Here is a 25,820-nt window from a genome sequence, read left to right as displayed (position 1 = left end):
GCTCAGCGACCGTTACGGCTGCGCCATGCCGCGAACCTGTCGAGCGTTTCCTGTTTCGTCGCCGGATAGAGACCGACGATGGTTTCGCCCGCCTTCACCTGCTCCATCACGAAGTCCTCGAATGCGGTCATCTCGGTGGCTTCCGCCGCGATCTCTTCCACCAGATGCGCGGGAATGACGATCACGCCGTCGTTGTCGCCGACGATGACATCGCCAGGAAACACGGGCGCGCCGCCGCAACCGATCGGCACGTCGATATCGAGCGCTTCGTGCAAGGTCAGATTAGTCGGTGCCGACGGACGCGTGTGGAACGCGGGCATGCCGACGCGCGCAATATCGTCGGCGTCGCGGAAACCGCCATCGGTCACCACGCCCGCCACGCCGCGCTTCATGAGCCGCGTCACGAGAATGCCGCCGGCCGACGCCGCGCGCGGATCGTTACGGCTGTCCATCACGAGGACCGCGCCCGCGGGGCACGTCTCGACGGCCTTGCGCTGCGGATGCTCGGGGTTGCGGAAAACTTCCAGCCCGTTGCGGTCCTCGCGCGCCGGGATATAGCGAAGCGTGAACGCCTCGCCCACCATGCTCCTGTCGAGCCGCGCGAGCGGAGTGACACCCTGAATCACCTGCTGGCGAAAGCCGCGCTTGTAGAGCGCGGTTGCGAGCGTGGCGGTGCTGATCTTTTCCAGTTGCTGGCGCAATGCGGCGGTCAGAATCGACATATCGGTTGCCTCTTTTGTGAAAGTTGAATGCGAGTGGATGCGGTTCGATGCGAGCGGATGCGGTGATTCAGGCCGATTCTCGCACCGTTGCGTCAGCGTGGTGCCGAGTCCGGGAAGAACCGGCGCCTGTACCATACCGCGTTCGATGACGCGCAGTCACTCCCGAGCGTATTCCGATGACGGCCTCGTCCCTCACAGACGTTGCCGATCAAGGCACTCCTGCTCTCGTCGATTGAAACAGGCTGCTGCCTGACTACAAACGACCTGGCGAAAACCCCAAGGCGGAAATGCCGGACTCGCTCAACTGACCTCTACCGGCTTTTGTTGACAGTTTTCCACGATGTTGCGAAATGCGCTAACTCGCACACGGCATGTTGCTGCGCCTGCCAGGGAGTACTACGGCATTCGCAACGGCTTCAGCGATTCATTCTTTTGTAATACGCGATTCGACGACATGACAGGTTTGCTCGCTGATCGTGCAATTCAAAACTGCCAGAACTGTCGAGGTTATCAATGATTGACCGGCAAACCGCTTTCATCACTTTCTACGACGAGCAAACAGGTCAGGTGAAATTTTGCGTCGTTCCACGTCCATTTGTGCAGACCGCGATCAACCGCGTCATGGCTATTACAGTACCGCCGGACGCGCCCGAACATTCCTCAGCCCCCTTCACCGACGACGACGCACGCAAGCTAGGTGGCATGGCCATCATGGCTCTTGCCGGGCCTAATCCGGAATTGCGATCGCGCTTGCAGATATCTACCGAAGCGCCAGTCAATTGGTCGCATCGTGATCCATCGAAAAAGACCCAATGCAGAGGCTCTTAATGCAACCCAAACGCCCAACATGCATCATCACTCTCCACGACGAAGAAACACAAACGATCTCCCATCATCACGTCGCGCAAAGCGCGATCACCAGCGCAATGGCGAAAAGCACCAGCTTCGATGTTCCAATCGCGGATTTCGGATACACGCTCGACGATGAGTTTGCGCGCAAGCTTGGTGCAACGATCCTTCTGACTTTAGCTGGACGCTATCCCTCGCTGCAAAGCCACCTCGCCATCACAACGAATGCAAGCGATAGCGACAAACCGCCAGCCACGTAATTCTCGATGCCTGCGCACACGCCAGCAAAACGGCAGCCATCTCCGGTTCCTCGGTCACGCTCTACGGCATTCTCGATAGCGGACTCGAATACCTCACCCACGCATCGTTGTCGAACGGACAAACCCATAGCATCACGCGCATGGCGTCGGGCGACATGTCCGGCCCCTGCTGGGGCATCACCAGCAACGAAAACCTCGGCGGCGGCTTGCAGGCGCGTCTCGGCGAAGCCGCATGGACGCTGTTCGACAATCTGCACAAGAACGGCATGGTCATGCTCGGGCCGAACGCGCAGGCGATCAACCCGGTTCTGCAGGGCGCGAAATCCGCGGTGTTCGGCGCGGTCGACTATATCGCCTACGGTGCGGCGGCCAACGGCGAATCGGTGAAAGTGATCTTCCCGAGCAGCGGCACCGTGATCGCGCCGCGTCCGATGATGATCCTCAAATCGTCGCATGCGCAGGCGGACGCGCGCGACGACATCGACACGCCGCGCCCGCGTCTGAAAGACCTCAAGCTGTTGCCGCAGGATGGCGGCGGCAACACGAAATCGCGAACCGAAGTGCTCTCGCGTTTTAACGCACTGTTCGGCGAACACTGATGGCCGGCGTGCTCGCGCAGCGTCCCGCCACGCGTCGGACGTAGCGTTTGCGTCGCTCTGGACGCGACGGCTCGATACGCTGCATTGATCCGTCTCTGCACCACTGCGCCTCTGCGACGACCTCCGTATCCACCTCTGAATCGCACCGCACCGGCTATCGCAATACGCCAGCGCGGTGCCGCCACGAACGTTACTGGCTACAGAAGCTCGGCTGGTACTTGTAGACCCAGGCCGTTTTCGTCGAACTCGGCGACTGCACCCAGTTCGTCATGCCCTGAATCGTGTTGAAGATCAGCTGCGAGCGCGCAGTGACCTTGTCGGTAAACACACCCTTGTCGCTCACGTCGACTTCGAACGAAATTTCCGCAAGTGCCGGCGTGGTCGAGCCATTCGCATACCAAACGGTCATCGTGAAGTCGGCATCTTCCTGACCGATATCGCTGGTGGGCCCATCGAAGGTCAGTTCATGGATCGACAGACCGCTCACCGGCACAAGCAGCTGCGAACTGATGCTGTCGAACGCGTGCGTAGTCGGGAACAGATCGTTGATATCGCTGAGGTGGTTGATGTTCTTCGAATCCGAAAGCGGCTCGCTCGTGGAATGCGAGAAGGTTTCGTTCGACGGCGGCGTGATGTCGTCTTCGAGCTTGCTGCTTGCCTTCGACGAACTGCCGGTGACATCGGTATTGGCCGACGTGGTTTCGTTCGGCGAACCGAACTTCAACTCGATCTTGCGATCGCCGCTTTCGTCGCGCTCACGCATCGAATAGCCGGTCTGCCTGACGACGCAGGTGCCCGGCGAATCGTAGTACAGCACGGTGCGGTCGTGGTCGGCCTTGAAGCTCTTCTTCACGGTGCTGTCGAAACCATTGGCCGCGAGGCTCGCCTGCAGGTCGGTCAGAAAGCGGTTGGCGGTATCGACGGGAGAACTGTCGAATGCGGACGGCATAAGCAGTACCTTGTATTCGCGGCTGCCGACGCTCGGTGCGCCGGCGTGGGCGACCTGGGACGCCGCGAAGAGTGCGAGGGCTGCTGCATGATTCCACTTGATCTTTGTCATTCAGGCTCTCATTAGTTGAAGGAGTACAGCACGAATGAAATTAGAGATTTCAGGTGACCAAGTTATGAAGTGGACAGATAATTCTTTTGCGAATGGCTCAAGATATTCACTACGCAAAATCAAGGCCTATTTCCAGGCTCATTTCAATTCATGCCAGTCAGATATTCAGTCACTCCGTATCTATCGCTCTGCCTGTTACACTACGAAGAGAACGGCGACCTTTATGCAAAGGCAATTGCAACGCCTGCGACGTCACTTCATAAATAGAGGACAAGTACTTCAATGACGCTTTCGAAAAGAAAATTCGGCCGCACGGGCTGGGACGTGTCGGAAATCGGTTTTGGGGCATGGGCGATCGGCGGCTCGTGGGGCGATGTCGCGGAAGACGATGCCAAGGCCGCGCTCAACGCCTCTCTCGATAACGGCGTCAATTTCATCGACACCGCCGACGTCTACGGCGACGGCCGCTCGGAACGAATCATTCGCGACGTATTGCGGCAGCGGGGTGGCGAACGTCCCATCGTCGCCACCAAGCTCGGCCGCCGGCTCGACCCGCACGTGACCAGCGGCTATATGAACAAGCAGGCGCTCGAAGGCTTTATCGACCGGAGTCTGTCGAATCTCGGCGTCGACACGCTCGACCTCGTGCAATTGCATTGCCCGCCGACCGAAGTCTATTACCGCCCCGAAGTGTTCGACGCGATGGAGAGCTTCGTCGCTGCCGGCAAGATCCGCTTCTACGGCGTGTCGGTCGAAAAAGTGGAAGAAGCACTGAAGGCGATCGAATATCCCAATGTGGTTTCGGTGCAGATTATCTACAACATGTTCCGTCAACGTCCCGCCGGTCTGTTCTTCGATCAGGCACAAAAGAAGAACATCGCGGTCATTGCGCGAGTACCGCTCGCGAGCGGCATGCTCACAGGCAAGATGTCCGCCGATTCCGTTTTCGCGCCCGACGACCATCGCGCCTTCAATCGCCATGGCGAGGCGTTCGACGTTGGCGAAACGTTCTCCGGCGTACCCTATGACGTCGCGTTGAAAGCGGTCGACGAACTGCGCGGCCTCGTACCGGTAGAGGCATCGATGGCACAACTGGCTCTGCGCTGGATTCTCATGGAAGAGGCCGTCTCGGTCATTATTCCGGGCAGCAAGAACGCAGCTCAGGCGGCGTCGAATGTCTCGACGGCAAGCCTCGCTTCACTGTCCGAAGAGGCCATGCGACGTGCGCGGGAAGTCTACGAGCGCCATATTGCGCCTCATGTTCACCATCGCTGGTAAAGCGCCGAACACGCGACAGGGTTTCGCGTGGCCAAAGTGGGCGGCAGGTTGACTTCCTGCACCGAGACTTCTCGCATTCGCTGCATGCAGTCGCAAGCCGCCCCACTCGTTATGTCTCCGGTGCCAATTTGCGCGCCCTACTCCATCACGCCAGCGCGATAGACCGTGACCTGCCTATAAGGCTTCTCGCGCGTCACAATCATGCTCTCACGATCGGGCATATTGATCTGATTCGGAAAGCCGCCGGCTTCGAGGCAAAGTCCGGAATTCCGCCTGTATGTCGAGCCGTCTCTCCCTCGTACTCCTTCGAGCCGGTTTCCGCTATAGAACTGCAGCCCTGGCTGGTCAGTCTCGACCGAAAGCACACGCCCGCTTTCGGGTTCGACCACCTTCGCCACGGTACGCGGTTTGCGGGTCCAGTCCGCTTGCTCGTTCCCCGCGCGATCAAGCACATAGCAATGGTCAAAACCGTAGGCGAGTTCCAGTTGCCGATTCGACACGTCCAGCCGCGAACCGATCGTCGCGCCCTCGCGAAAGTCGAACGGACTGCCTTCCACGAATGCACGCCGTTGCGGAATCAGTTCCTCGTCAATTTCAAAGTACTCACCGGAATCTATGGTCAGGCGATGATTGCGAATATCGCCATCATGCCGCCCCGACAGATTGAAATACGGATGACTGGTCAGGTTCAACGGAGTCGCGCGATCGGTATGGGCGGTGTATTCGATAGTCAGTGCGTGATCTTCACTCAACGTATAACGCACCTCGACCTGCACGTTTCCCGGAAAACCTTCTTCTCCCTCACGCGATTCCAGCCGCATGACCAGGGATTGCCCCTCGTATTCGGCCATCCACAACCTGGCGTGAAACCCGCCGGCACCACCATGCAGCAGGTTCGGCCCTTCGTTTGGCGTGAGCCTGTAGTCGATATCGTCAAGTGCGAATCTGGCACCTGCGATCCTGTTAGCCCAACGGCCCACGAGCGCGCCCATATAAGCACCCGCGGCCAGGTACTCCGCCGGCGTATCGTGCCCGAGCAGGATCTCCGCGCATCGGCCGGTCCTGTCCGGCGTGAGCCACGATACGAGCGCCGCGCCAAGTTCGCTGATCCGTACACAACCTCCCTGCGAATTTGCAAGAAGATATGTTCGCACGTTTCGTCCATCGGGGAGTGTTCCCCAGAAGGCAGCCTTGTTCATGTTTTTCCCGCTTTTTTGCCCATTTATCTCACAACGACGCGTATGACGGGCGCGTGGTCCGGGTCAAGGACGCAAGACGTTCGACCGTGAAACTGACCCGGCGCGTCAGCGTCTTTCCCGCGCCGAGAACCGTCAGCCCGCACACGTTATCGCCGTCCTGAATGCAATTGTGTTCCGACTGGTCATTGACCACCTGAAACGAAAACGAATCTTCCTGAGGATGCGCGCGAAGCCGATAACAGTCCGTATTGCCCACGATCGCGAGAGAAAACTGGCGCGCGGGCCATTCAACCAGCGCTCTCCCGCCCCAGCGAGTAAACGTGTGATCGATCTTTGTCGCCGGCAAATGGTGCGTCACTCCGAACTGCCAGGCCACCGGCGTCGGCACGAGCCTCGGCGCATGGCCGCTTTCTCCGGCCAGCCAGATTCCGCCTGCTGGTGCACTAATGCGCGTATCGAGATCCCGCGTCAGGACAGGCCTGATATCGATTCCGCACTGTAGCGGCGCACGGCCGCAATTCTCGAGTTCCACGGTGATGGCCAATGTCGGCCCATCAAGCTCGTAGGTCTGGATCGCCCGACAGGAACCGGCAACTTCAGTTTTGAGACGGGCGGTTCGCTCGTCGGCGGATTCGACGTTCCAGTCATCCGCGAGCACGACGTAGGCAAGCGGAAACGGTCGTCCGACACCGGTCAGCCGCCCCCCCGACGACTTCCTCGCAGCCCCGAGTACCTTTCCCGGCTTCGTTATCCGAATCAACGGCTGACACGATAGCCCACGAGCAATCGGCATATGACCCGATCGTTCCGCCCGTCGAAAAACGGGTGTCCAGATGCCCCGGTCATGCCAGTCCAGTTGCGTGATGCCGCCGTGCATCCCTGCCTCGATGCCGAGCCGCAGATAAGCGTTCGAAAGCATCGTTTGCCGGTGCATCCTCTCCGCTGCGCCGCAATCGGGGCCACCGAGTCTCGCGGCCTTCACGAAGACAGGTTCTCGTAAATCCGCTTCCCATGTATCGAGCACGTTCCTCTCCCCGATCAGACAGACTGGATGGCAACCGGAAACGCTCAGACCATCGTGACAGGATCGCCGCCGCCATGCTGCTCCGGCCTGCGCTGCCCGCCGTTCGACGGCTCTTTCGAGCGGGGCCCCAGACCGGCGCCGCCCGTGCGGCGGCGTCCCGCCTGTCGCTCGATCATCCGTTGCAGAAGGCAGAACACGCAGAGCAGTGCGCCGATGACAATGCGCGTCCACCACGAACTCAGCGTTCCGTCGAAAGTAATCAGCGTCTGAATCGTGCCGAGAATGCCGACGCCGAAAAGCGAACCGATGACGTAGCCGACGCCCCCCGTCAATAGCGTTCCGCCGATCACCGTCGCGGCAATAGCGTCGAGTTCCATGCCCTGCGCCTGAAGCCCGTAGCCCGAGAGCACGTACAGCGTAAAGATCACGCCGCCGAGCGCCGCGCAGAAACCGCTCAACGCATAGACGGCGATCTTCGTTCGCGCGACCGGCAAGCCCATCAGCAACGCGGAACGCTCATTGCCGCCGATCGCATAGACGTTGCGCCCGAAGCGCGTAAAGTGCGCGATAAAAATCGCGACGACGAGCGCCGCGATGCCGATCAGCGCCCCCGCATTCAGGGAACCGCCGCCCAGCGGCAGGCTCAATGACGCAACCGCATGGAAAGTCGGCTCGTTGATCGTGATGGACTGTGTCGTAATCAGAAAGCACGCGCCGCGCGCAAGAAACATCCCGGCCAGTGTGATGATGAACGGCTGCAGACGGAAGAAGTGAATCAGCACTCCCATCGCCGCGCCATACAGCGTGCCGAATACGAGCACGATCGGCACGACGATCCAGATGGGCCAATGCAGCCACTCCGCGCCCACCGCGCACAGTATCGTGGTCAACGCGACCACCGCGCCGACCGACAGGTCGATGCCCCCCGACAGGATCACGAACGTCATGCCGATAGCCACGACGAGCAGGAACGCGTTGTCGACGAGCAGGCCCGTGAGTACCTGCATCGAAAAGAATCCGGTGTACATGACGGAGCCAAAGCCGAACAGCGCGACGAACAGCACGATCGTGGCGACGATGGGCAAGGTTCTCGGATCGGCCAGCCGGCCAGTCAACTTTCTCATGATGTGCTCGTTCCGGTGGATGCGCGCTGGCGCGCCGGGGAAAAAAGATTCTTCATTGGTTTGAGCAGCATCGCCCGCGCGGCTTCCGACTGGATCACGCTGACCACGATCACCACGACCGCCTTGACGACGAGCGTGGCCTCGGGCGGCACGCCGATCGAATAGGTCGTATACGTCAGCGTCTGGATAATCAGGGCCCCGAGCACCGTGCCGCCCAGGCTGAAGCGCCCGCCCAGCAGCGACGTGCCGCCGAGCGTCACGGCCAGGATCGCATCGAGTTCGAGCAGCAACCCGGCATTGTTTCCATCAGCACTCCGCACGTTCGAGCTGATGATGATCCCGGCCACCGCCGCCATCAACCCGCAGATCACATACACGCCGAACACGATCGCGCTGGAGCGCAGCCCGACCAGCCGCGTTGCAACGGGGTTGATGCCGATGGCGCGCACGAAAAGTCCGAGCGCCGTGCGGTTCACGAGCAGCGTGAGCACCACGCTGACGACGAGCGCGATCCAGACCGAGCACGGCACCATCGCCAGATAGCCGTCGCCGAGCCTGAGGTAGCCTTCCGCGCCGATGGGAATGATTTGCCCGCCGGTCAGCAGTTGCGCCACGCCTCGCCCGGCCACCATCAGGATGAGCGTGGCGATGATCGGCTGCATGCCGACGAACGCGACCAGCAGGCCGTTCCACATCCCGGCCAGCAGCCCGACGGCGAGCGCCGCGCCAAGCGCCATGCCGACGCGCGACGGGTCCGCTTCGAGAATGACCGCGGCGGCCGCGCCGGCCATCGCCACCGTCGCCCCGACCGAGATGTCGATGCCGCGCGTCGCGATGACCAGCGTCATGCCGAGCGAGACGATCACGAGCGGGGCGGCACGATTGAGGATATCGATCGGTGCGCCGAAAAGATGGCCGTCGAGAATCGTCAGGGAAAGGAAACTCGCGCGATGCGCAACGTCGAGAAGAATCAGCAGGATCAGCGTGAGGGCGGGCCAGAGCAACTGATGCCGCGCCAGCGCGTGGAGCCGTTTCATGACTGACCTCCTGCAATGAGTTGATACACCTGGTCCTCCGAAAGATGTTCGCCGGCAATCTCGGCGACCTTGCGCCGGTCGCGCAAAACGGCGATCTTGTGGCTGACGCGCACCACTTCGCTCATTTCAGAGGAGATGAACAGAATCGCGAGGCCTTTCGCGCACAGCGAGCGCACGCGGTCCATGATCTCGAACTTCGCGGCCACGTCGATGCCGCGTGTCGGCTCGTCCAGAATCAGGAGTTTGGGCTCCGTGGCAAGCCAGCGCGCCAGCAGTACTTTCTGCTGATTGCCGCCCGACAGCAGCCCGATCGGCTGCTCGGCGTCGTGTGCCTTGATGCCGAGTTGCGCGATGTACTGCTCGGCCATTTTCCGCTGGCGGGCGTAGCTCAGCAGACGCCACCAGCCGCGTCGCGCCTGCAATGCCAGGATGATGTTCTCCCGGATCGACAATGCGGCGACGATGCCTTCCTTCTTGCGGTCCTCGGGACAACAGGCGATGCCGTGGCGCACCGCGTCGCGCGGCGAAGCGAGCTTCACGCTGTGCCCGTCGATCCGTATCGTTCCGGTGTCCGCGCGTTCGGCGCCGAACACCAGCCGCGCGGTCTCGGTGCGGCCCGAGCCGAGCAGTCCCGCAAGGCCGACGATCTGGCCGGGGCATACGTCGAGATCGACGGGACTCATCAGCCCGCGCCGCCCTACTCCCTGCATGGAAAGGAAAGGCGCAGCCGCGCTCGCCGAACGTGCAGCGTCCGACGCATCGGCCTTGAGCGCCTCGTTCGCGCCTTCGCGGCCGGTCATCTTGGCCACCAGTACGTCGACGGGCAAGTCTTTGGCCAGATACTCGCCTTCGCGCGTGCCATTGCGCATCACGGTAATGCGGTCCGATACCGCATAGGTCTGTTCGAGAAAGTGCGTCACGAACAGAATCGCCATGCCCGCTTCCCTCAAGCGGCGCAGCACGGCGAAAAGCCGCGCGACTTCGCCGTCGTCGAGACTCGAAGTGGGTTCGTCGAGAATCAGCACGCTCGCGTCAACCGACACGGCGCGCGCAATCGCCACCATCTGCTGAACCGCAATCGGATAGGAGTCCAGCGAACGCGTAACGTCGACGAACAGATCCAGCGCGGCCAGGGCCTCGCGCGCTTTGGTATTGATCGCCTTCCAGTCGATCGTTCCGCGCTTCTTCGGATGCCGGCCGGCAAAGATGTTTTCGGCCACCGACAGGTTCGGACAAAGATTCACTTCCTGGTAGAGCGTCTGGATGCCGGCCGCTTCGGCTTCGAGCGGCGCGGCGAAGCGGACCGGCCGCCCACCAAGGCGAATCTCGCCGAGATCATGCGGAAACACGCCCGTCAGCACATTGATGAGCGTGGATTTTCCCGCGCCGTTCTGGCCCATCAGCGTGTGAATCTCACCGGGGAATAGCCGGAAATCGACCTGCTGCAACGCCTTGACGCCCGGGAACGTCTTGTCGATGCCGGTCATTTCGAGAATGGGTAGGTCGCTCATGATCTTCTCGAATAATCTTCGCGAGACCCGCGCAAGGCCGCGCCGAAATGGTTAGGGAACCGTAGTGAATCACCCGGGCGCTTCATGCGCGCCGTCGCAGTTAACTCGGACCGCGCTTGCCGCACCGGAATCGGCCGCACCGCATGGTAGCGCACGGCAAGCGTTCAGTGACCGAAGGCCTCGACCTCGACGTGCCTGCCGAGCAGGAACGCGTCGGCGACGAGGCGCAACGGACGCACGTCCACGTCGTCGATGCCCTGCGCGATAAGCTCGTGAAAGCGCTCGTAGAGCGCCGCGTATTCGCGCTCGGCTTCGAGCTCGACCGGCTCGCCCGCAATGGCCAGGCGCTTGCCGCCCGCCGCGATCGAGAGCAGACCGTCGGTGGTTTCGACATCGATTTCCCATTGCTCGACAGGGCCGTGGCGCCAGTCGAATTCGGCGCGCACCGGCACGCCGTCGGTATCGATGCAATCGAGTTCGGCGGCGATCGGCGTCGAGCAGTCGCTCGGCACAAGCAGCGTCGCGCCGCGCAGCAGCACCTCGCGCGGCAAGATGCGCGTGACGATCGAGAGCGCGTTGATGCCCGGATCGAACACGCCGAGCCCGCCCGGCTCCCAGATCCATTGCTGGCCCGGATGCCAGCGGCGCACGTCTTCCTTCCAGCGCACGTGCACGGCGCGAAGCGTTCGCCCGGCGAGCCACGCGCGCGCCGGTTCGACGGCGCTCGCACAGCGCGAATGCCAGGTGGCGAACAGCGTGCGGCCGCGTTTTTGCGCCAGCTCGCGCAATGCCTCGACTTCGCTCACGCTCGCGCCCGGCGGCTTTTCGAGCATCACATGCTTGCCTGCTTCGAGCACGGCGCGCGCCTGCGCATAACGCACCTGGGGTGGCGCGCAGAGCGAGACGGCGTCGAGGTCGGGCTCGGCGGCCAGCAGCGCGCCGATATCGGTGTAGTTGCGCACGCGCTCCACCTGCGCATTGCGGCTCGCGCTGGCCACGAGCTCGAAGCCCGCATTGCCGGCGATGGCGGGCAGGTGCTGGTCGCGCGCGATCTTGCCGACGCCGACGATACCCAGCTTGTACGACGCATTCATGAGTGTCTCCGTCACCTTGTTATTCTGACTGGAACTGGATCGCTACCGGGCTATTTCGCCCAGCGCAGCACGAGCGGGTCGAGCCGGCGAGCGATATCGACCAGTTCCTTGCGCGTCTCGGGATGCATCGAGGGTAGCGGATGACGCGGCAGTTCGCAGTCGATCACGCCGCCTTCCTTCATCAGCGACTTGCAGGCGAGCAGACCCGCCTGGCGGTTTTCGTGATTGATCAGCGGGAGCCACTTCTGATAGAGCGCGAAGGCTTCGTCGGTGCGGCCCTGGCGATGCGCTTCGATAATCGGGCGAATGCCGTCCGGAAAGCCGCCGCCCGTCATCGAACCGGTTGCGCCCGCGTTGAGGTCCGCGAGCAGCGTGATGCCCTCTTCGCCGTCCCATGGTCCTTCGGCCGCCTCGCCCGCGAGCCTGATGAGTTCGCGCAGTTTGTTCGCCGCGCCCGGCGTTTCGATCTTGAAGTACGAGACCTGCTCGATCTCGCGCGCCATGCGCGCGAGGAACGCGGCGCTCAGCACCGTGCCGCTCGCGGGCGCGTCCTGGATCATGATCGGAATGTCGATCGCGTCGGACACGCGCGCGTAGAAGTCGTAAATCTGCGGCTCGGGCACGCGAAAGGTCGCGCCGTGATACGGCGGCATCAGCATGACCATCGCCGCGCCCTGCTCCTGCGCGCGCCTGCTGCGCGCGGCGGCCACGTTCGTGCCATAGTGCGTGGTCGTGACGATCACGGGCACGCGGCCCGCCACGTGTTCGAGCACGCTGCGCGTGATGATCTCGCGCTCGTCGTCCGAGAGCGAGAACTGCTCCGAGAAATTCGCGAGAATGCACAACCCGTCCGAGCCCGCGTCGATCATGAAGTCGACGGCGCGCTTCTGGCTGCGCAAATCGAGTTCGCCGGTTTCGGTAAAGGTTGTCGGCACGACGGGGAAAATGCCCTGATAACGGGGCATACGGCTCGTAGTCATATCGTCAGTCCTGCTTGAGAAAGAATCAGCGTCCACGCTTTCACGACCCGCTCGCGGCACGCGGCGGCGTGTGCAACGCCGCGCGCACGGCAAACGTCACGAGCACCGCGAACACGAGCGTGGCCGCGAGAAAGTATAGGCCGGCCGCGAGGCTGCCCGTTGCGTCCTTGATGAGCCCGATGCCATAGGGGCCGAAATAGCCGCCGAGATTGGCAAGCGAATTGATCGTCGCGATCCCGACGGCCGCGCTCGCGCCCGTCAGAAACTCGCCGGGCAGCGCCCAGACCACGGCCTGAATCGAATAGATCGAGAAAGCGGTCAGGCAGATAAACAGCAGTTGCAGCGCCGGCGCGCGGAACCATGCGCTTGCGGCCATCGTCAGCGCCGCGGCGGCAGAGACCACGACGATATGGCCGTAGCGTTCGCGATGCCTGTCCGAATGACGCGGCACGACGAGCAGCCCCACCACCGCGAACAGATACGGCACGGCGGAAAGCAGGCCCGCCGTCGAATCGCTCACGCCGAACGCCTTGATGATGGTCGGCAACCAGAGCGACAAACCATAGATGCACAGCGGAAACGGCAGGAACAGCAGCGCGAGCAGCAGCACGCGGTGATCCTTGAGCGCACTGAACGGATTGCGATGCGTGTCGAGCTGGTAGGCGCGCTGGTCGGCGGCAAGCTCGCGCTCGATCCAGCGGCGCTCGGTTTCGCCGAGCCAATGCGCGTGCGCGGGCGACTCCGGCAACAGACGCAGCGTGGGAATGCACAGCAGCACGGCCGGCAAGCCGCTCACGACGAACAGCGTCTGCCAGTTCGACATGCCGAGAAAGCCGTGCGTTTCGAGCAGCGCGCCGGCGATCGGGCCGGTAACGATGCCCGCGATGGGCTGAGCGAGTACCAGCAGACCGATCACGCGCGCGCGGTGGCGCATCGGAAACCAGTGTGTGAGGAAATACAGAATGCCGGGATAGAGCCCGGCCTCGGCCGCGCCCAACAGAAAGCGCAGCGCATAGAAACTGGTCGGGCCGCTCACGAGCGCCATCGCCATCGTGATCACGCCCCACGTGAAGAGAATTCGCGCGAACCATACGCGCGCGCCGAAGCGCGCGAGCGCGAGATTGCTCGGCACTTCGCAGAGGAAATAGCCGATAAAGAAGAGGCCCGCGCCGAGTCCATAGGCGGCATCGGACAGGCCCACGGCCGCGTTCATATGCAGCTTCGCGAAGCCGACCACCGTGCGATCGACATACGCGACCACGTAGATCAGCGCGAGAAACGGCACGAGCCGGCGCGCGATATGGCCGACGATCTGCTTTTCCTCTCCGCTTTCAGCGGCCGCCGGCGCGACCGCCTCACCGGATTGCAACGCGTTCGTCATACTGTCTCCTTGATTGCGCTCGCCAGCCGACGTCGTGCCGCGCCGCCGGCTGGCGCGTCGGGCACGCGGATGGCCGCGTCGCGCACGGCCATCGAGCGGGCGTCAGCCGGCGAGCCGGATCGCCCTGATTAGTTTTTTAAATCCGTCAATGCGAGTGGCGCGGCACAGCCGACCCACGCTTGCCGACGAGAAAGTCGAGATCGCAGCCCTCATCGGCTTGCAGCACGTGATCGACATAGAGGCGCGCGTAACCGCCCTTGCCCAGTTGCTCCGCCACGCCGGGCGCGGCGGCGGGATCGACGTCGCTCAAGCGGCGCTTCAGTTCTTCGTCGCTGATGTCGAGATGCAGGCGCCCCGCTTCGCAGTCCAGTTCGATCCAGTCGCCGTTGCGCACCGCCGCCAGCGGTCCACCGGCCGCCGCTTCGGGCGCGACGTGCAGCACCACCGTGCCGTAGGCCGTGCCGCTCATGCGTGCATCGGAAATCCGCACCATGTCCTTCACGCCCTGGCGCAGCAGCTTGGGCGGCAAGCCCATGTTGCCGACCTCGGCCATGCCGGGGTAGCCGCGCGGACCGCAGTTCTTCATCACGAGAATCGAGTCCTTGTCGACGTCGAGCGATTCGTCGCCGATCGTCGCCTTGTAGTGGTCGAAGTTCTCGAATACGACGGCACGGCCGCGATGCTTCAAAAGCTCGGGGGTAGCCGCCGACGGCTTCAACACCGCGCCGCGCGGCGCGAGATTGCCGCGCAGGATGCAGATGCCGCCGTCCGCGATAAGCGGATTGTCGATCTGGCGAATCACCTCGTCGTTGTAGTTGGGCGCTTCGCGCACGTTATCCCAGAGGGATTTGCCGTTGACCGTCAACGCGCCCGGATGCGGCAGCAGGTTCGCTTCGCCGAGCCGGCGCAGCACCGCCGGCAGGCCGCCCGCGTAATAGAACTCTTCCATCAGGAAGCGGCCAGAAGGCTGAAGATCGACGATGGTCGGCGTATTGCGGCCAATGCGCTGCCAGTCTTCGAGTTCGAGATGCACGCCGATGCGGCCCGCGATCGCCTTCAGGTGGATCACCGCATTGGTCGAGCCGCCGATCGCCGCATTGGTGCGAATCGCGTTCTCGAACGCTTCGCGCGTGAGGATCTTCGAGAGCGTCAGGTCTTCGAGCGCCATCTGCACGATGCGGATGCCCGACATATGCGCGAGCACGTAGCGGCGCGCATCGACGGCGGGAATCGCGGCGTTGTGCGGCAGCGAAACGCCGAGCGATTCGGCCATGCAGGCCATCGTCGAGGCCGTGCCCATCGTGTTGCAGGTGCCCGCCGAGCGCGACATGCCCGCTTCGGCCGCGAGGAAATGATGCAGGTCGATCTCGCCCGCCTTCAGCGATTCGTGCAGCCGCCACACCGCCGTGCCCGAGCCGATGTCCTGGCCTTCGAGCTTGCCGTTCAGCATCGGGCCGCCCGTCACGACGATGGCCGGCACGTCCACGCTCGCCGCGCCCATCAGCAGCGCGGGCGTGGTCTTGTCGCAGCCGCACAGCAGCACGACGGCGTCGATCGGGTTGCCGCGAATCGCCTCTTCCACGTCCATCGCGGCGAGATTGCGCGTGAGCATGGCCGAGGGGCGCAGGTTCGATTCGCCGTTCGAGAACACCGGGAATTCGACCGGAAAGCCGCCCGCCTCGTAGATGCCGCGCTTCACGTGTTCGGCGAGCTTGCGGAAATGCGAGTTGCAGGGCGTCAGCTCCGACCACGTATTGCAGATGCCGACGATCGGCCTGCCGTCGAATTCGTGCTCGGGAATGCCCTGGTTCTTCATCCAGCTTCGATACATGAAGCCGTTTTTATCCGTGGTGCCGAACCACTGTTGGGAGCGTAGTTTGGGTTTGGTTGCCGACATGGGTGCGTGGTGTGGGATTCAATGTTCGGCTTAGTCTAGGGATAAACGCGATATCCTTCTAATGAAATATTCGCTCTTTCCCATATCAAAACCGGCATTGGTATAAACACCTAAGGCCATGGGAAACCCCGCGGGCCCACGATTTCCGCCTGCTACACCCCCGATGATCGGCACATTAAGGCGTGCGAGCCGCGCAAGTGACGGGCCGCCGCATCGAGATCGAGCCGCTGCTCACGCACGAGCCGTGCAGCGAGTGAAACCGATATGCGGAGTACTGCTTAGGTATGTTGCCGGCTCGTGGAACGATCCGCGGCACGCGGACGGATTCCGCGCGCCGGCCACGTCGTCTAAACGAAAACGTCCAGCCGTTCGGCAAGCTCGCCGAATCCTTCGAGCACCATGTCCGGCGACATTCGCTGGCACTGCTCGCGATCTCCGTAACCGTAAGCGGCCCAGCACGCGTGAGCGCCGATATTGCGCGCGAGCCCCAGATCGGCATGCGTGTCGCCGACCACGACGATCTGCTCCGGCAAGACATCGGGAAACGCCGGCGCGATCAAGGTGCTATAACACGCCGGATCGGGCTTCTTCGCGATGCCCGGTGGATCGCAAACGAGCAGATCGATAAAGCGGCCAATACCGAAATGATCGATGGCCTGTTGCACCGCGGCTTCCGATTTGTTGCTGGCGATCACCATCGCCACGCCCTTCTGCTTCAAAGCCGCCAAAGTCCGCTCGACGTCCGGAAAGATAAACGAGTGAGCGAGACCATGCTGCAGATAGAGCGCGCGATACGTCGCCGCCCACTGCCCGGCTCCGTCCGTGCCGAGGCGCCCGTCCGTCAGCATCGACATCGCTTCGCTCATCACCACACCGGCCGCGATCGCGGCTTCGAGGCGATCGGGTGCGGGCCGCTCGACACCATAGTGATCGAAAGTCAGATTGATGCAGTGACGAATGGCGTCATGACTGCCGCACAGCGTACCGTCGAAATCGAGGATGCAAAGTCTGATCATAAAAACCCGCAAAATAATGAAAACGTCGTCACTGACAGAGTGATGAGCGTAGCCGCCCGCATACGCTATCGTGTTACCCTTCAACAGGTCAGTGCCCGAGTGTCGGCGTACCCAGGTACGAGCGGCAATTCACAACGCGACACTCAATAATTCAGATAACGATTGCAAGCTCCATGGCTCCGGTTAGTTTAAACGACGTCGCTCGCGCGGCCGGCTGTTCCGCCTCTACGGTTTCGCGCGTACTGCGCACGCCGCACGTCGTGCGCGATGAAGTCGTGCAGCGCGTGCTCGCGGCCGTGCGCAAGCTCGGCTACACCCCGAACAACGCGGCGCGGGCGCTGCGCTCGCGCCGCACGCGAATGATCGGCGCCGTGCTGCCCACGCTTGAACATGCGATCTACGCCCGCCTCGCCAATGCGCTCGAAAGCGATCTCGCGGCCGACGGCTACTCGCTGATCGTCACGACCTCGGGATTCGACGCGCATAAGGAACTGGAGCAGACGCAACTGATGATAGAGCGCGGCGCGGAAGGCGTGGTGCTCGTGGGCGATGCGCACGAGCGCGCGCTCTACGAATTCCTGAGCCTGCGCAACGTGCCGTATATCAACACCTATGTCTATACGCGGCAAGCGGCACATCCGTGCGTCGGCTTCGACAACCGGCGCGCGGCGCGGCAGGCCACCGACTATCTGCTGAGCCTCGGCCATACCGGGATCGCGATGCTCACCGGCGTACGCAAGGACAACGACCGCGTTCGCGCGCGCATCCAGGGTGTCGAGGAAGCATTGAAGGAACGCGGCCTGACGATCGCGCAGGAGCGCATCATCGAAGGGCCTTATTCGATTACGGCCGGACGCAACGGCATGCGCCGGCTGCTGAATCTTGCCGTGCGGCCCGAGGCCGTCATCTGCACGAGCGACATTCTCGCGTTCGGCTGTCTCGCGGAATGCGTGAGCGCGGGCATTGCCGTGCCGCGCGAACTGTCGATCACCGGCTTCGACGACCTCGACTTCGCCGCGCATCTGAACCCGCCGCTCACGACGATGCAGGTTCCCGCGATTGAAATGGGCACCCAGGCCGGGCGCTTTCTGATCGATACGCTGGAGGGCAAGTCGCCGCTCGACCGCGTCGAGCTCGAAGCACGGCTCATCATTCGCGGCACCACGGGACAGCCGGCCGCTTCGAAGAAACGCCGCGCCTGAGCAAGCGCGCGGCTGCGCGGCGCGCGGACCATACGGCCCGCGAGGCTGCCTTATAGTCCGCTGCGCCGGACCATCATCGTCGTCGTCCTGCCTTGTTGCACGCACTCGCCGCGCTGATTGAACACGTCGATCGCGAGCACCACGATGCCACGGTCGGCGCGCTTCGTCTCGCGCTTCGATTCCACGCGCATCACGGCCGTGATACGGTCGCCGCTCAGCACGGCCTGCTTGTAGTCCCACGTCAGCGAAAGCGTGGCGACCGCCTGCAAGCGCCACGCACAACGCATTTTCATCGCATCGACGAGCGAGACGATCAACAGGCCATGCGCGATGCGCCGCTCGAAGCCGAGCGCGCGGGCCGCCTCGTCGTCGGTATGAACCTCGTAGAAATCGCCGCCGACGCCCGCGAAGGCGACGATGTTCGCATCGGTGATCGTGAAGCCGCCCAGCTCGACCGAGTCGCCCACATTCAGGCCGTCGAAGTCGCGCCCTGCCATGCTCATGTCCTGATTCGCTGCGTTCACGGCGTCACCACCCATTTGAGAATATGCTCGGCCACGCTCACCAGTTCGCCCTCCTGATTGACGATGCGAATCTCGGCCACCGTGCGGCGGCGTTCGGGATCGACATCGCGAATCGTATAGTCGAGCCTGAGCGTATCGCCCGCGAAAACGGGCTTCAGAAAGCGCACGCGGTCGTAGCCGAGCGACACCGGCGTCTCGCGCTCGCGCACGCCTTGCACGCGCTCCACGATCGCCGTCGAGCAGGCCGACATATAGGCCACCATCAGTGCGCCGTGCGCGATCACGCGGCCATACGCGCTGGCGGCCATGGCCTGTTCGTCGACGTGGTTCGGCGAGTGGTCGCCGCTGACATCGGCAAATGCGCGAATTGCCTCGGCACTGACGTGTTGTTCGAGCGAAACGGTATCGCCCGGCTTCAGATAGAAATCGCTCATTGGCCTCTCCGATGGCATCAGGCCGGCGCGTTCGTGTTCGCGAGACCGCGTCCGGACACGACGCCCTCGTTGGCGAGCGTCTGGATCCGGTCGGCGCCATAGCCGAGTTCTTGCAGAATCTGCTGCGTATCGTGTCCGATCTCGATGGCGAGGTGCCGTACCGCGGGCACTTCTCCGTCGTAACGCAGAGGATGATTGATGAGCGTCGCCGTGCCGCCCTTGATATCGACCGTTTCGAACACGCGGTTGTGCTGCGCCTGAGGGTTGTCGCGCAAGTCGCTATAGTCCTGCACGGGCGCCCACCACATGGCCTTGGCATCGAGCGCTTCGGCCAGCGCATCGAGACGGTAGCGCTTCACCGCGTTCGCCGTGGCACGCGCGTAGGCATCGCGCTCCTCGTAGGGGTTGCAGTTCGCGAGCGCGCGCAGCCCATCGTCGTCGAGCGCTTCGGCAAACACCGCGGGATTGTTCAGCGAGATCGCCACCGCGCGATCGTCCGCCGTGCGATAGATGCCATACGGCGCCTGATGGAACCACGTCGACAGATGCGCGTCGCGCTCGAATACGGCCGCGCTTTTCTCCGCGGTCAGATAGTTGGTGATCGCTTCGGCCTGCAAATCGATGCCCGCGTTGAACAGGTTGCCTTCCACGCGCGTGCCCTCGCCGGTCTTCATGCGCTTCACGTAAGCGCCGAGAATGCCCATTGCGAGCAACGCGCCGCCATGCTGGTCGCAGATCGCCGCACCGACCGCCGTCGCGCCGCCGCCCGAGGCGGCCACGAGCCCGGTGCGTGCCTGAATCATCAGGTCCTGGCCGGGCATGTCGCGCATCGGGCCGGAACCGCCGAAGCCGCTCGCCGACGCGTAGATGATGCCGGGCTTGCGCGCCTTCACCGCGTCATAGCCGAGGCCGAGGCGATCGAGCACGCCGGGCCGGAAGTTCTCGACCACGGCGTCGGCCTCGTCGATCAGCTTCAACGCAATCTCGCGGCCTTCCTGCGACTTCAGGTTCAGCGCGATGACACGCTTGTTGCGGTTCGCGCAGAGAAAGAACGCGCTGACGTCCTCGACGAACACGCCCGCGCCGGACCAGTGCCGCTCGTAGGCACCGCCGATCGCCTCGATCTTGACGACGTCCGCACCCATGTCGGCGAGATATTGAGTCGATGCCGGCCCTTGCAGATAGTGGCAAAAGCTGACGATGCGCATACCTTCGAGCATTGTTTTCTCCAGAAAACGATAGATTGAAATCCGCTTGTTGAAATCGGCCTAGCGCGCGGAGTTGGCCGCGAGCGGCAGCGACGCCGCCGCGTGAGCACGCTTCACGCTGCTCGCCAGCAACACGGCCACGATCAGCGCGCCGCCCATGAACAGATACGACGAGGCCGGGTCGCCCGTGAGCCCCGTCAGATAACCGACCGCGTAGGAGCCGAGGAACGAGCCGAGTGCGCCCACGCTATTGATCAATGCTAACGCACCGCCTGCCACGGTCCGCGGCAGGACTTCGGGCGCAATCGAGAAGAACGGCGGAAAGACGACGTACATGGCGATACCGGCAACGGTCAGCAGAGCGAACGACAGCCAGAAATTCGACGCGCCCACGAAGTACAGCGCGAAGAACGCCAGCGAGGCGATCGCGAGCGGCACCGCGACGAAGAGCTTGCGGTTCTGCAGGCGATCCGACATCCACGCGACCGGCAGCATGCAGACCACGGCGCCGAAGTACGGCACGGCCGACAGCCATCCCGTGTTGACCATGCTGAGCGTCGCGCCGTGCCGCAGGATCGACGGCAGCCACAACAGGAAACCGTAGAAACCGAGGCTCTGGAAGAACAGCACGCCCGCCAGCTTCCACACCGCGGCCGTGCGGAACGCTTCGCGATAGTTCTTCACCGGCGCGAGGTCCTTCTGCTCTTCGGCCAGCGAGTTCTCGATCGCGGCCTTTTCCTCGGCGCTCAACCAGCCCACTTGCGAAGGCCGGTCGCGCACGACGGCAATCCAGACGAACGCCCACAGCACCGCCGGCAGGCCTTGCGCAATGAACATCACGCGCCAGCCCCACGACTGCACGAGATAGCCCGACACGACCGACATCCACAGGATGGTCGCCGGATTGCCGAGCAGGAAGATCGTGTTGGCCCGCGAGCGCTCGCGCCTCACGAACCAGTTGGACACGTACACGAGCATGCACGGCATCACGGCCGCCTCGACGATCCCGAGCGCGAAGCGCACGGCCATCAGCATCGGCACGCTGGTGACGACGCCCGTCAGCGCGGCGAGGCCGCCCCACGCGATCAGGCTGAAGAAGATCAGGCGCCGCACGCTGCGTCGTTCCGCGTACATGCCGCCCGGAATCTGGAAGAAGAAATAGCCGAGAAAGAACAGCGAGCCGAGTAGCGAAGAGGTCGAGCGGCTGATGCCGAGATCGTGGTCGATGCCCGCGGCGGCCGCGAAACCGTAGTTCGCGCGATCGAGATACGCGAGGCTGTAGGTGATAAACGCGACGGGCAGGATGATCCACCATCGCTTGATGGGAAGGGTTGTTCCGGCCATCTCCGGTCTCCTTGTGTTCTGGTTTGCTATCGATTCGGCCGCGATGCGCGGTCCGTTGCTCGCGTCCTGATCCATCTCTGACAACGATTGCAAGAACAATAGGCCCGATTTGGCATCGTTGTCAATCCACTCTTTTTCATTTCGATCACCCTGCAAACCCTGGAATTTCTCTGAATAGCCTTATATCAAGGGCCTTTAAGAGATTTTCACGTTGCCGGCTCTTGCCACTGGGTCTTGCCTTCGCAGGCAAATTGACGCACAGTGACAACGTTGTCAAATTCCTGCCTGGCTCTGTCATTACGCCGGGCATATCCATGACAGGAGAAAACATGAGCAGCTGGTTGAACGACGGCATCGAAGCGGCCGTAAACAAGGTACGCGCCCAGGCGAGCCGCGGCGGCGACTTTCCGCATATCACCGAGGCCGGGCAATGGTGCACGACGCCCGACGGCGTATGGACCGGCGGCTTCTGGGCGGGCCTGCTCTGGCTCAGCTACGAAGAACAGAAGAGCGACGCACTGCTAGCGGCCGCGGTGTCGTTCACCGAGCGCCTGCTGCCGCGCGCGTCGGACCCCGTCAACCACGATCTCGGCTTCATGTTCTATCCGAGCGCGATCAAGGGCTGGCGTCTCACCGGCGACGAGCGCTATTTCCAGGCCGCGCTCACCGCCGCCAACAGCCTCGCCGGGCAGTTCAATCCGCAAGGCGGCTTCATTCCGGGCTGGGGCTTCTTCGGCAGCGAAGACTGGTCGGGCTCGGTCCTGATCGACACGCTGATGAATCTTCCGCTGCTCGTCTGGGCCGTCAATCATGGCGCCGACGCGCAGTTGCTCGAGGTCGTGCAGCGCCATACGAAAACGGCGCTCGCCAACCATCAGCGCGAGGACGGCTCGGTCTTTCATGTGTACAAGTTCAATACCGCCGACGGCACGCCGATTGCCGGCGACACCTACCAGGGTCTCGACGCATCGAGCGCATGGTCGCGCGGCCAGGGCTGGGCGCTCGCCGGCCTCGCGATGCTCGCGGACATGACCGGCTCGCAGGAGTACTTCGCAGCAGCCCAGCGCGTTGCCGACTACGTGGAAAAGCACTTGCCGGAAGATCGCGTTCCGCCGTGGGATTACTCTGCGGACGGCGTACCGGTCAAGGATTCGTCGGCGGGCGCGATCACCGCGTATGGCCTCATCCGGCTCTGGGAACTCAGTTCCGATGCGCGCCATCTTGCCCTCGCCGAAGCGATGCTCAAAGCGCTGTGCGAAGATTGCCTCGCGAGCGACGACCGCGCGCCGATTCTCGCGCACGCCACGGCGGATTTGCCGCACGGCCTCGGCATCGATGAATCGGTCATCTATGGCGACTACTATTTCCTCAAGGCACTGCTGACGTTGCGCGGCATCAAGGAACAGAACCGGCAACGCGGAAGCGGCGCGCAAGGCTCGCTAGCACAGACCTCGAACGGATAGAACACGACAAGACTCGACGCGAGTGAATCATCATGGAAACGATCACGCAGGAACGCTTTGACGCCGTCGCCGTACTCACGCTGAACCGGCCCGAGCGCATGAACGCGCTCAGCAAGCCTTTGCTGCAAAGTCTCGACGACGCGCTGACACGCCTTGCCGACGATGCGCAAACGCGCGTCGTCGTGCTGACGGGCGCGGGCACGAAGGCTTTCTCCGCGGGCGCGGATATCAACGAGCAGCGCGACTTCTCGCCCACGGACGCCTACGAGCATATGCGTTGGGGGCAGGCGATTTTCGATCGCATCGAGACGTTTGCCAAACCGACGATCGCCGCCATCAACGGCGTCGCCTTCGGTGGCGGCCTCGAGCTGGCGCTGGCGTGCGACCTGCGGATCGTCGCCGACACCGCGCGGCTCGGCCTGCCCGAAATCACGCTGGCGAGTTTCCCGGGATGGGGCGGAACTCAGCGCCTGCCCGCGCTGATCGGCGCATCGCGCGCCATGCGAATGATGCTCACGGGCGATCCCGTATCGGCACAGTGGGCACTCGATGCGGGTTTGGCGAACGAGGTAGTCGATGCGGACACGCTGCGCGATCAGGCGCTGACGCTTGCGAACGCGATCTCGCGACATTCCGGCGAAGCGCTGGCCGAGTTGAAATCGGTAGTGCGCACCGGATTGCGCGAGGGTCGCGCAACCGGCCTCGAAGCGGAAGCTCGCGGAGTGGGCCGGCTGTGGGGCTCGGCCGCGCAGAAGGAAGCACAAGCGGCTTTCTTTGCCAGAAGAAAGCGCGCTGCGCCGGATGCGGGATGAGGCGCCTGTACATAGAGAAGAAGACACCATAAAGCTTCCGCCTGGAAGTTTTATGGTGAATCGAGCCTGAGAAAAATATCGGCAGCACTCCGGAAGCATTGATCTGAAGAAATGCGGTGGACGCCAGCCGTTGCCTCCCAAACACCCGCCAAACCACACCCAGTCCATTCGCAGTACTTCGAAGCGACTGTTCTCGCCCGCCACCCATGCAACCTCGCGCCGGTTGCGATAAAAGTGGCCGCCCCGTCAAAGCCCAGCAGCATCCCTCAAAGCCACCTGCAATTTGCACTCGACCCGCCGTGCGGGACGATCCACGCCGGCAAAAAACGGAGCGAACCTCGTCACGCTCCGGATCGTCTACCGCGCTTCGCTGCCGACCAGCTCGTCATGCCGAAGCGAACTGCCGTTGACATTGACCGACCTCTGAGCCGTGATGCCGGTGCCGTCGAACAGAACTTCAACGGTATCGCGGAATGCGGTCTCGGGGAAAATCCAGACCATCTGCAAACGCTTGTCGTCGAGCCACGTCGCGCGCGCGACCACCGCGCTGTTATTCATCTCGTAACCGTGGTGCAGATCGCTGCCCGGCATATCGGTTCGACCTTCGATCCAATGCCCGATTCCGGCCACGATCATGTGTGCCCCGCGCGCATCGAACTGCGTGAAGGAGCATCGATCGTCCGAGCATGCGAACTGGACCGCTTCGACACCATACCGATTCGCTTCGATCTCGAAGCGTCGCGCGCCGGTCCATGCCGCCGTCGCGGATTTCCTGAGCGGCTCCTTCCAGAGAGTCGGCGCCTCTTCGTGCTGCCAGTGCGCGAGCTTTTCGATAAGCCGCTTATCGGCCGAGGCGGAAGCAGAAGCCGCGGTATCGCCATTCGTGAATGCCGCGGGAAAATGCTGCTCGATATGAGGAAAGAGCCTGAAACTGCCCTGGATCGCCCCCATCACGGCAAGCGCCGCGTTGTGCTCCGGAAATACCGTCACCATCTGCACGAATCGTCCGATTGCGCTATAGCTGCCGTCCGGCCGGGTCCACCAGTGATAACCATATTTGAAGGGCTCGCCATGCGGCTGGGTCGCCACGCGCACCCAATCTTCCGGCAGCACGCGCTGCCCATTCCACACTCCGTCCTGAGCATGCAGCATGCCGAGCTTGAGCAGATCGACCAGCCTGGCCGAGAATCCGTTGCCGCCGGGATTGATGCCGTCCGGGCTGACGTCCCACGTTTCGCCCGTCACGCCTAGCGGTTCGAGCAGACGCGGCTTCAGATAGTCGTGCGCCAATTGACCGGTCACACGGCTCAGGATCGCCGAAAGCATGTAGCTGGCCGCGCTCGTGTACACGAAGGTCGAACCCGGTTCATGAGCGAGCGGAATCTTGAAGAATTCGGCGATCCAGCTGGTATTCAGAACGCGCCACACCGCGCCCGATGTTTCGCTTTCATGCCCGGCGCGCATGGTCAGCAAATCTTCGACCGTCATCTGCGCGAGCCAGCCTTCCACGGGACCGGCATAAAGCTCCGGAAAGAACGAGACGACTTTGTCGGTCAGCTTGAGTCGGCCCTCGGCAAGCGCGAACGCGATTGCCGACGCGACAAAGCTCTTGGTCGCCGAGTGCATGATGCGCGTGCGATCGGCCCGATAAGGCCAGCGATACCCTTCCGCCACGACGCGGCCATCACGGCTCAGCATGAAACCGTGCAGATCGAGACCCGCGGCCTCGACATCGTCGAGAAACGAGACGACGGCATCGGCATTCACGCCGGTCATGGATGGCACGGCACGCTCCAGCCCGT

The 25,820-nt window shown here is 62.9% G+C and carries 24 protein-coding genes; 7 read left to right on the top strand and 17 right to left on the bottom strand.

Translation table 11 applies throughout. The annotated features are described in order from the left end of the window. Positions 1-2 precede the first annotated feature (2 nt). Positions 3-722: a ribonuclease activity regulator RraA gene (locus F3J20_RS19160; RefSeq protein ID WP_167039369.1), complete on the bottom strand. Its 720-nt coding sequence runs from the start codon at positions 720-722 to the stop codon at positions 3-5. Between the two features lie 513 nt (positions 723-1,235). On the opposite strand from F3J20_RS19160, the gene F3J20_RS19155 reads away from it, so the two are divergent. The 3 genes from F3J20_RS19155 (at position 1,236) to F3J20_RS19145 (ending at position 2,430) form a co-directional block, all read left to right on the top strand. Beyond that, entirely contained in the window at positions 1,236-1,550 is a 315-nt protein-coding gene (locus tag F3J20_RS19155) for a hypothetical protein (RefSeq protein ID WP_167284220.1), read from the top strand. After that, on the top strand, positions 1,550-1,831 hold the full coding sequence (locus F3J20_RS19150) for a hypothetical protein (protein ID WP_167048857.1): 282 nt from the start codon (positions 1,550-1,552) through the stop codon (positions 1,829-1,831). Before F3J20_RS19155 ends, F3J20_RS19150 begins: the two co-directional genes overlap by 1 nt. A gap of 155 nt (positions 1,832-1,986) precedes the next feature. Next, positions 1,987-2,430, top strand: a complete 444-nt coding sequence (locus tag F3J20_RS19145) for an ABC transporter substrate-binding protein (RefSeq protein ID WP_240162834.1) — start codon at positions 1,987-1,989, stop codon at positions 2,428-2,430. Between the two features lie 190 nt (positions 2,431-2,620). On the opposite strand, the gene F3J20_RS19140 is transcribed toward F3J20_RS19145, so the two are convergent. Further along, the gene (locus F3J20_RS19140) at positions 2,621-3,490 is read right to left on the bottom strand and encodes a hypothetical protein (protein ID WP_167284219.1); all 870 of its coding nucleotides are present in this window, start codon (positions 3,488-3,490) and stop codon (positions 2,621-2,623) included. A 282-nt stretch (positions 3,491-3,772) separates the two neighbouring features. On the opposite strand from F3J20_RS19140, the gene F3J20_RS19135 reads away from it, so the two are divergent. Then, positions 3,773-4,768 (top strand): aldo/keto reductase, encoded by a 996-nt coding sequence (locus tag F3J20_RS19135; RefSeq protein ID WP_167284218.1) that lies wholly within the window; start codon positions 3,773-3,775, stop codon positions 4,766-4,768. Between the two features lie 137 nt (positions 4,769-4,905). Here the strand turns inward: F3J20_RS19135 and F3J20_RS19130 are convergent, their stop codons facing one another. The 10 genes from F3J20_RS19130 to F3J20_RS19085 all read right to left on the bottom strand — a co-directional run bounded on the left by F3J20_RS19130 (position 4,906) and on the right by F3J20_RS19085 (position 17,031). Further along, positions 4,906-5,967 carry an aldose epimerase family protein gene (locus tag F3J20_RS19130; protein ID WP_167284217.1) on the bottom strand — a complete coding sequence of 354 codons (1,062 nt, stop codon included), beginning with the start codon at positions 5,965-5,967 and terminating at the stop codon, positions 4,906-4,908. A gap of 28 nt (positions 5,968-5,995) precedes the next feature. After that, the gene (locus tag F3J20_RS19125) at positions 5,996-6,991 is read right to left on the bottom strand and encodes an aldose 1-epimerase (protein ID WP_167284216.1); all 996 of its coding nucleotides are present in this window, start codon (positions 6,989-6,991) and stop codon (positions 5,996-5,998) included. A gap of 44 nt (positions 6,992-7,035) precedes the next feature. Then, positions 7,036-8,115: a galactofuranose ABC transporter, permease protein YjfF gene (yjfF, locus tag F3J20_RS19120; RefSeq protein WP_167048867.1), complete on the bottom strand. Its 1,080-nt coding sequence runs from the start codon at positions 8,113-8,115 to the stop codon at positions 7,036-7,038. Next, on the bottom strand, positions 8,112-9,152 hold the full coding sequence (locus F3J20_RS19115) for an ABC transporter permease (protein ID WP_167048869.1): 1,041 nt from the start codon (positions 9,150-9,152) through the stop codon (positions 8,112-8,114). The genes yjfF and F3J20_RS19115 overlap by 4 nt, the downstream gene beginning before the upstream one ends. Next, positions 9,149-10,663: a sugar ABC transporter ATP-binding protein gene (locus F3J20_RS19110; protein ID WP_167284215.1), complete on the bottom strand. Its 1,515-nt coding sequence runs from the start codon at positions 10,661-10,663 to the stop codon at positions 9,149-9,151. The genes F3J20_RS19115 and F3J20_RS19110 overlap by 4 nt, the downstream gene beginning before the upstream one ends. A 164-nt stretch (positions 10,664-10,827) precedes the next feature. After that, positions 10,828-11,757, bottom strand: a complete 930-nt coding sequence (locus F3J20_RS19105; RefSeq protein WP_167284214.1) for a Gfo/Idh/MocA family oxidoreductase — start codon at positions 11,755-11,757, stop codon at positions 10,828-10,830. A gap of 50 nt (positions 11,758-11,807) precedes the next feature. Beyond that, positions 11,808-12,737: a dihydrodipicolinate synthase family protein gene (locus F3J20_RS19100; RefSeq protein ID WP_167284213.1), complete on the bottom strand. Its 930-nt coding sequence runs from the start codon at positions 12,735-12,737 to the stop codon at positions 11,808-11,810. A 40-nt stretch (positions 12,738-12,777) separates the two neighbouring features. Next, the gene (locus F3J20_RS19095) at positions 12,778-14,118 is read right to left on the bottom strand and encodes an MFS transporter (RefSeq protein WP_167284212.1); all 1,341 of its coding nucleotides are present in this window, start codon (positions 14,116-14,118) and stop codon (positions 12,778-12,780) included. Between the two features lie 145 nt (positions 14,119-14,263). Beyond that, on the bottom strand, positions 14,264-16,015 hold the full coding sequence (locus F3J20_RS19090; RefSeq protein WP_167284211.1) for an IlvD/Edd family dehydratase: 1,752 nt from the start codon (positions 16,013-16,015) through the stop codon (positions 14,264-14,266). A 347-nt stretch (positions 16,016-16,362) separates the two neighbouring features. Next, positions 16,363-17,031 (bottom strand): HAD family hydrolase, encoded by a 669-nt coding sequence (locus F3J20_RS19085; protein WP_167048881.1) that lies wholly within the window; start codon positions 17,029-17,031, stop codon positions 16,363-16,365. A 173-nt stretch (positions 17,032-17,204) separates the two neighbouring features. Here F3J20_RS19085 and F3J20_RS19080 point away from each other — a divergent pair, with 173 nt between their 5' ends. Continuing rightward, complete coding sequence (locus F3J20_RS19080) at positions 17,205-18,233, top strand: LacI family DNA-binding transcriptional regulator (protein WP_167048883.1); 1,029 nt, start codon at positions 17,205-17,207, stop codon at positions 18,231-18,233. Positions 18,234-18,283: 50 nt separating this feature from the next. Here the strand turns inward: F3J20_RS19080 and F3J20_RS19075 are convergent, their stop codons facing one another. From F3J20_RS19075 to F3J20_RS19060, 4 genes are read right to left on the bottom strand one after another with little or no spacing between them, the layout of a single operon-like run. Beyond that, positions 18,284-18,757 carry a MaoC/PaaZ C-terminal domain-containing protein gene (locus F3J20_RS19075; RefSeq protein WP_205193308.1) on the bottom strand — a complete coding sequence of 158 codons (474 nt, stop codon included), beginning with the start codon at positions 18,755-18,757 and terminating at the stop codon, positions 18,284-18,286. Next, the gene (locus F3J20_RS19070; protein ID WP_167048885.1) at positions 18,754-19,191 is read right to left on the bottom strand and encodes a MaoC/PaaZ C-terminal domain-containing protein; all 438 of its coding nucleotides are present in this window, start codon (positions 19,189-19,191) and stop codon (positions 18,754-18,756) included. Before F3J20_RS19070 ends, F3J20_RS19075 begins: the two co-directional genes overlap by 4 nt. A 17-nt stretch (positions 19,192-19,208) precedes the next feature. After that, complete coding sequence (locus tag F3J20_RS19065; protein ID WP_167048887.1) at positions 19,209-20,411, bottom strand: CaiB/BaiF CoA-transferase family protein; 1,203 nt, start codon at positions 20,409-20,411, stop codon at positions 19,209-19,211. A gap of 48 nt (positions 20,412-20,459) precedes the next feature. Further along, positions 20,460-21,743 (bottom strand): MFS transporter, encoded by a 1,284-nt coding sequence (locus tag F3J20_RS19060; RefSeq protein WP_167048889.1) that lies wholly within the window; start codon positions 21,741-21,743, stop codon positions 20,460-20,462. Between the two features lie 329 nt (positions 21,744-22,072). Between F3J20_RS19060 and F3J20_RS19055 the strand changes: the two genes are divergently transcribed. Together F3J20_RS19055 and F3J20_RS19050 are read left to right on the top strand one after the other, a co-directional pair. After that, positions 22,073-23,206, top strand: coding sequence for a glycoside hydrolase family 88 protein (locus F3J20_RS19055; RefSeq protein WP_167284210.1), 1,134 nt, complete (start codon positions 22,073-22,075; stop codon positions 23,204-23,206). Positions 23,207-23,238: 32 nt separating this feature from the next. Next, positions 23,239-24,018 (top strand): enoyl-CoA hydratase/isomerase family protein, encoded by a 780-nt coding sequence (locus F3J20_RS19050; protein WP_167284209.1) that lies wholly within the window; start codon positions 23,239-23,241, stop codon positions 24,016-24,018. A 357-nt stretch (positions 24,019-24,375) separates the two neighbouring features. Here the strand turns inward: F3J20_RS19050 and F3J20_RS19045 are convergent, their stop codons facing one another. Continuing rightward, positions 24,376-25,794, bottom strand: coding sequence for a serine hydrolase (locus F3J20_RS19045; RefSeq protein ID WP_240162838.1), 1,419 nt, complete (start codon positions 25,792-25,794; stop codon positions 24,376-24,378). Positions 25,795-25,820 lie beyond the last annotated feature (26 nt).

The sequence above is a fragment of the Paraburkholderia sp. Cy-641 genome (assembly GCF_011752945.1).
Taxonomy (GTDB): domain Bacteria; phylum Pseudomonadota; class Gammaproteobacteria; order Burkholderiales; family Burkholderiaceae; genus Paraburkholderia.
Note: the sequence above shows the minus strand (reverse complement) of the source record. Positions and strands in the feature narration are given on the sequence as shown.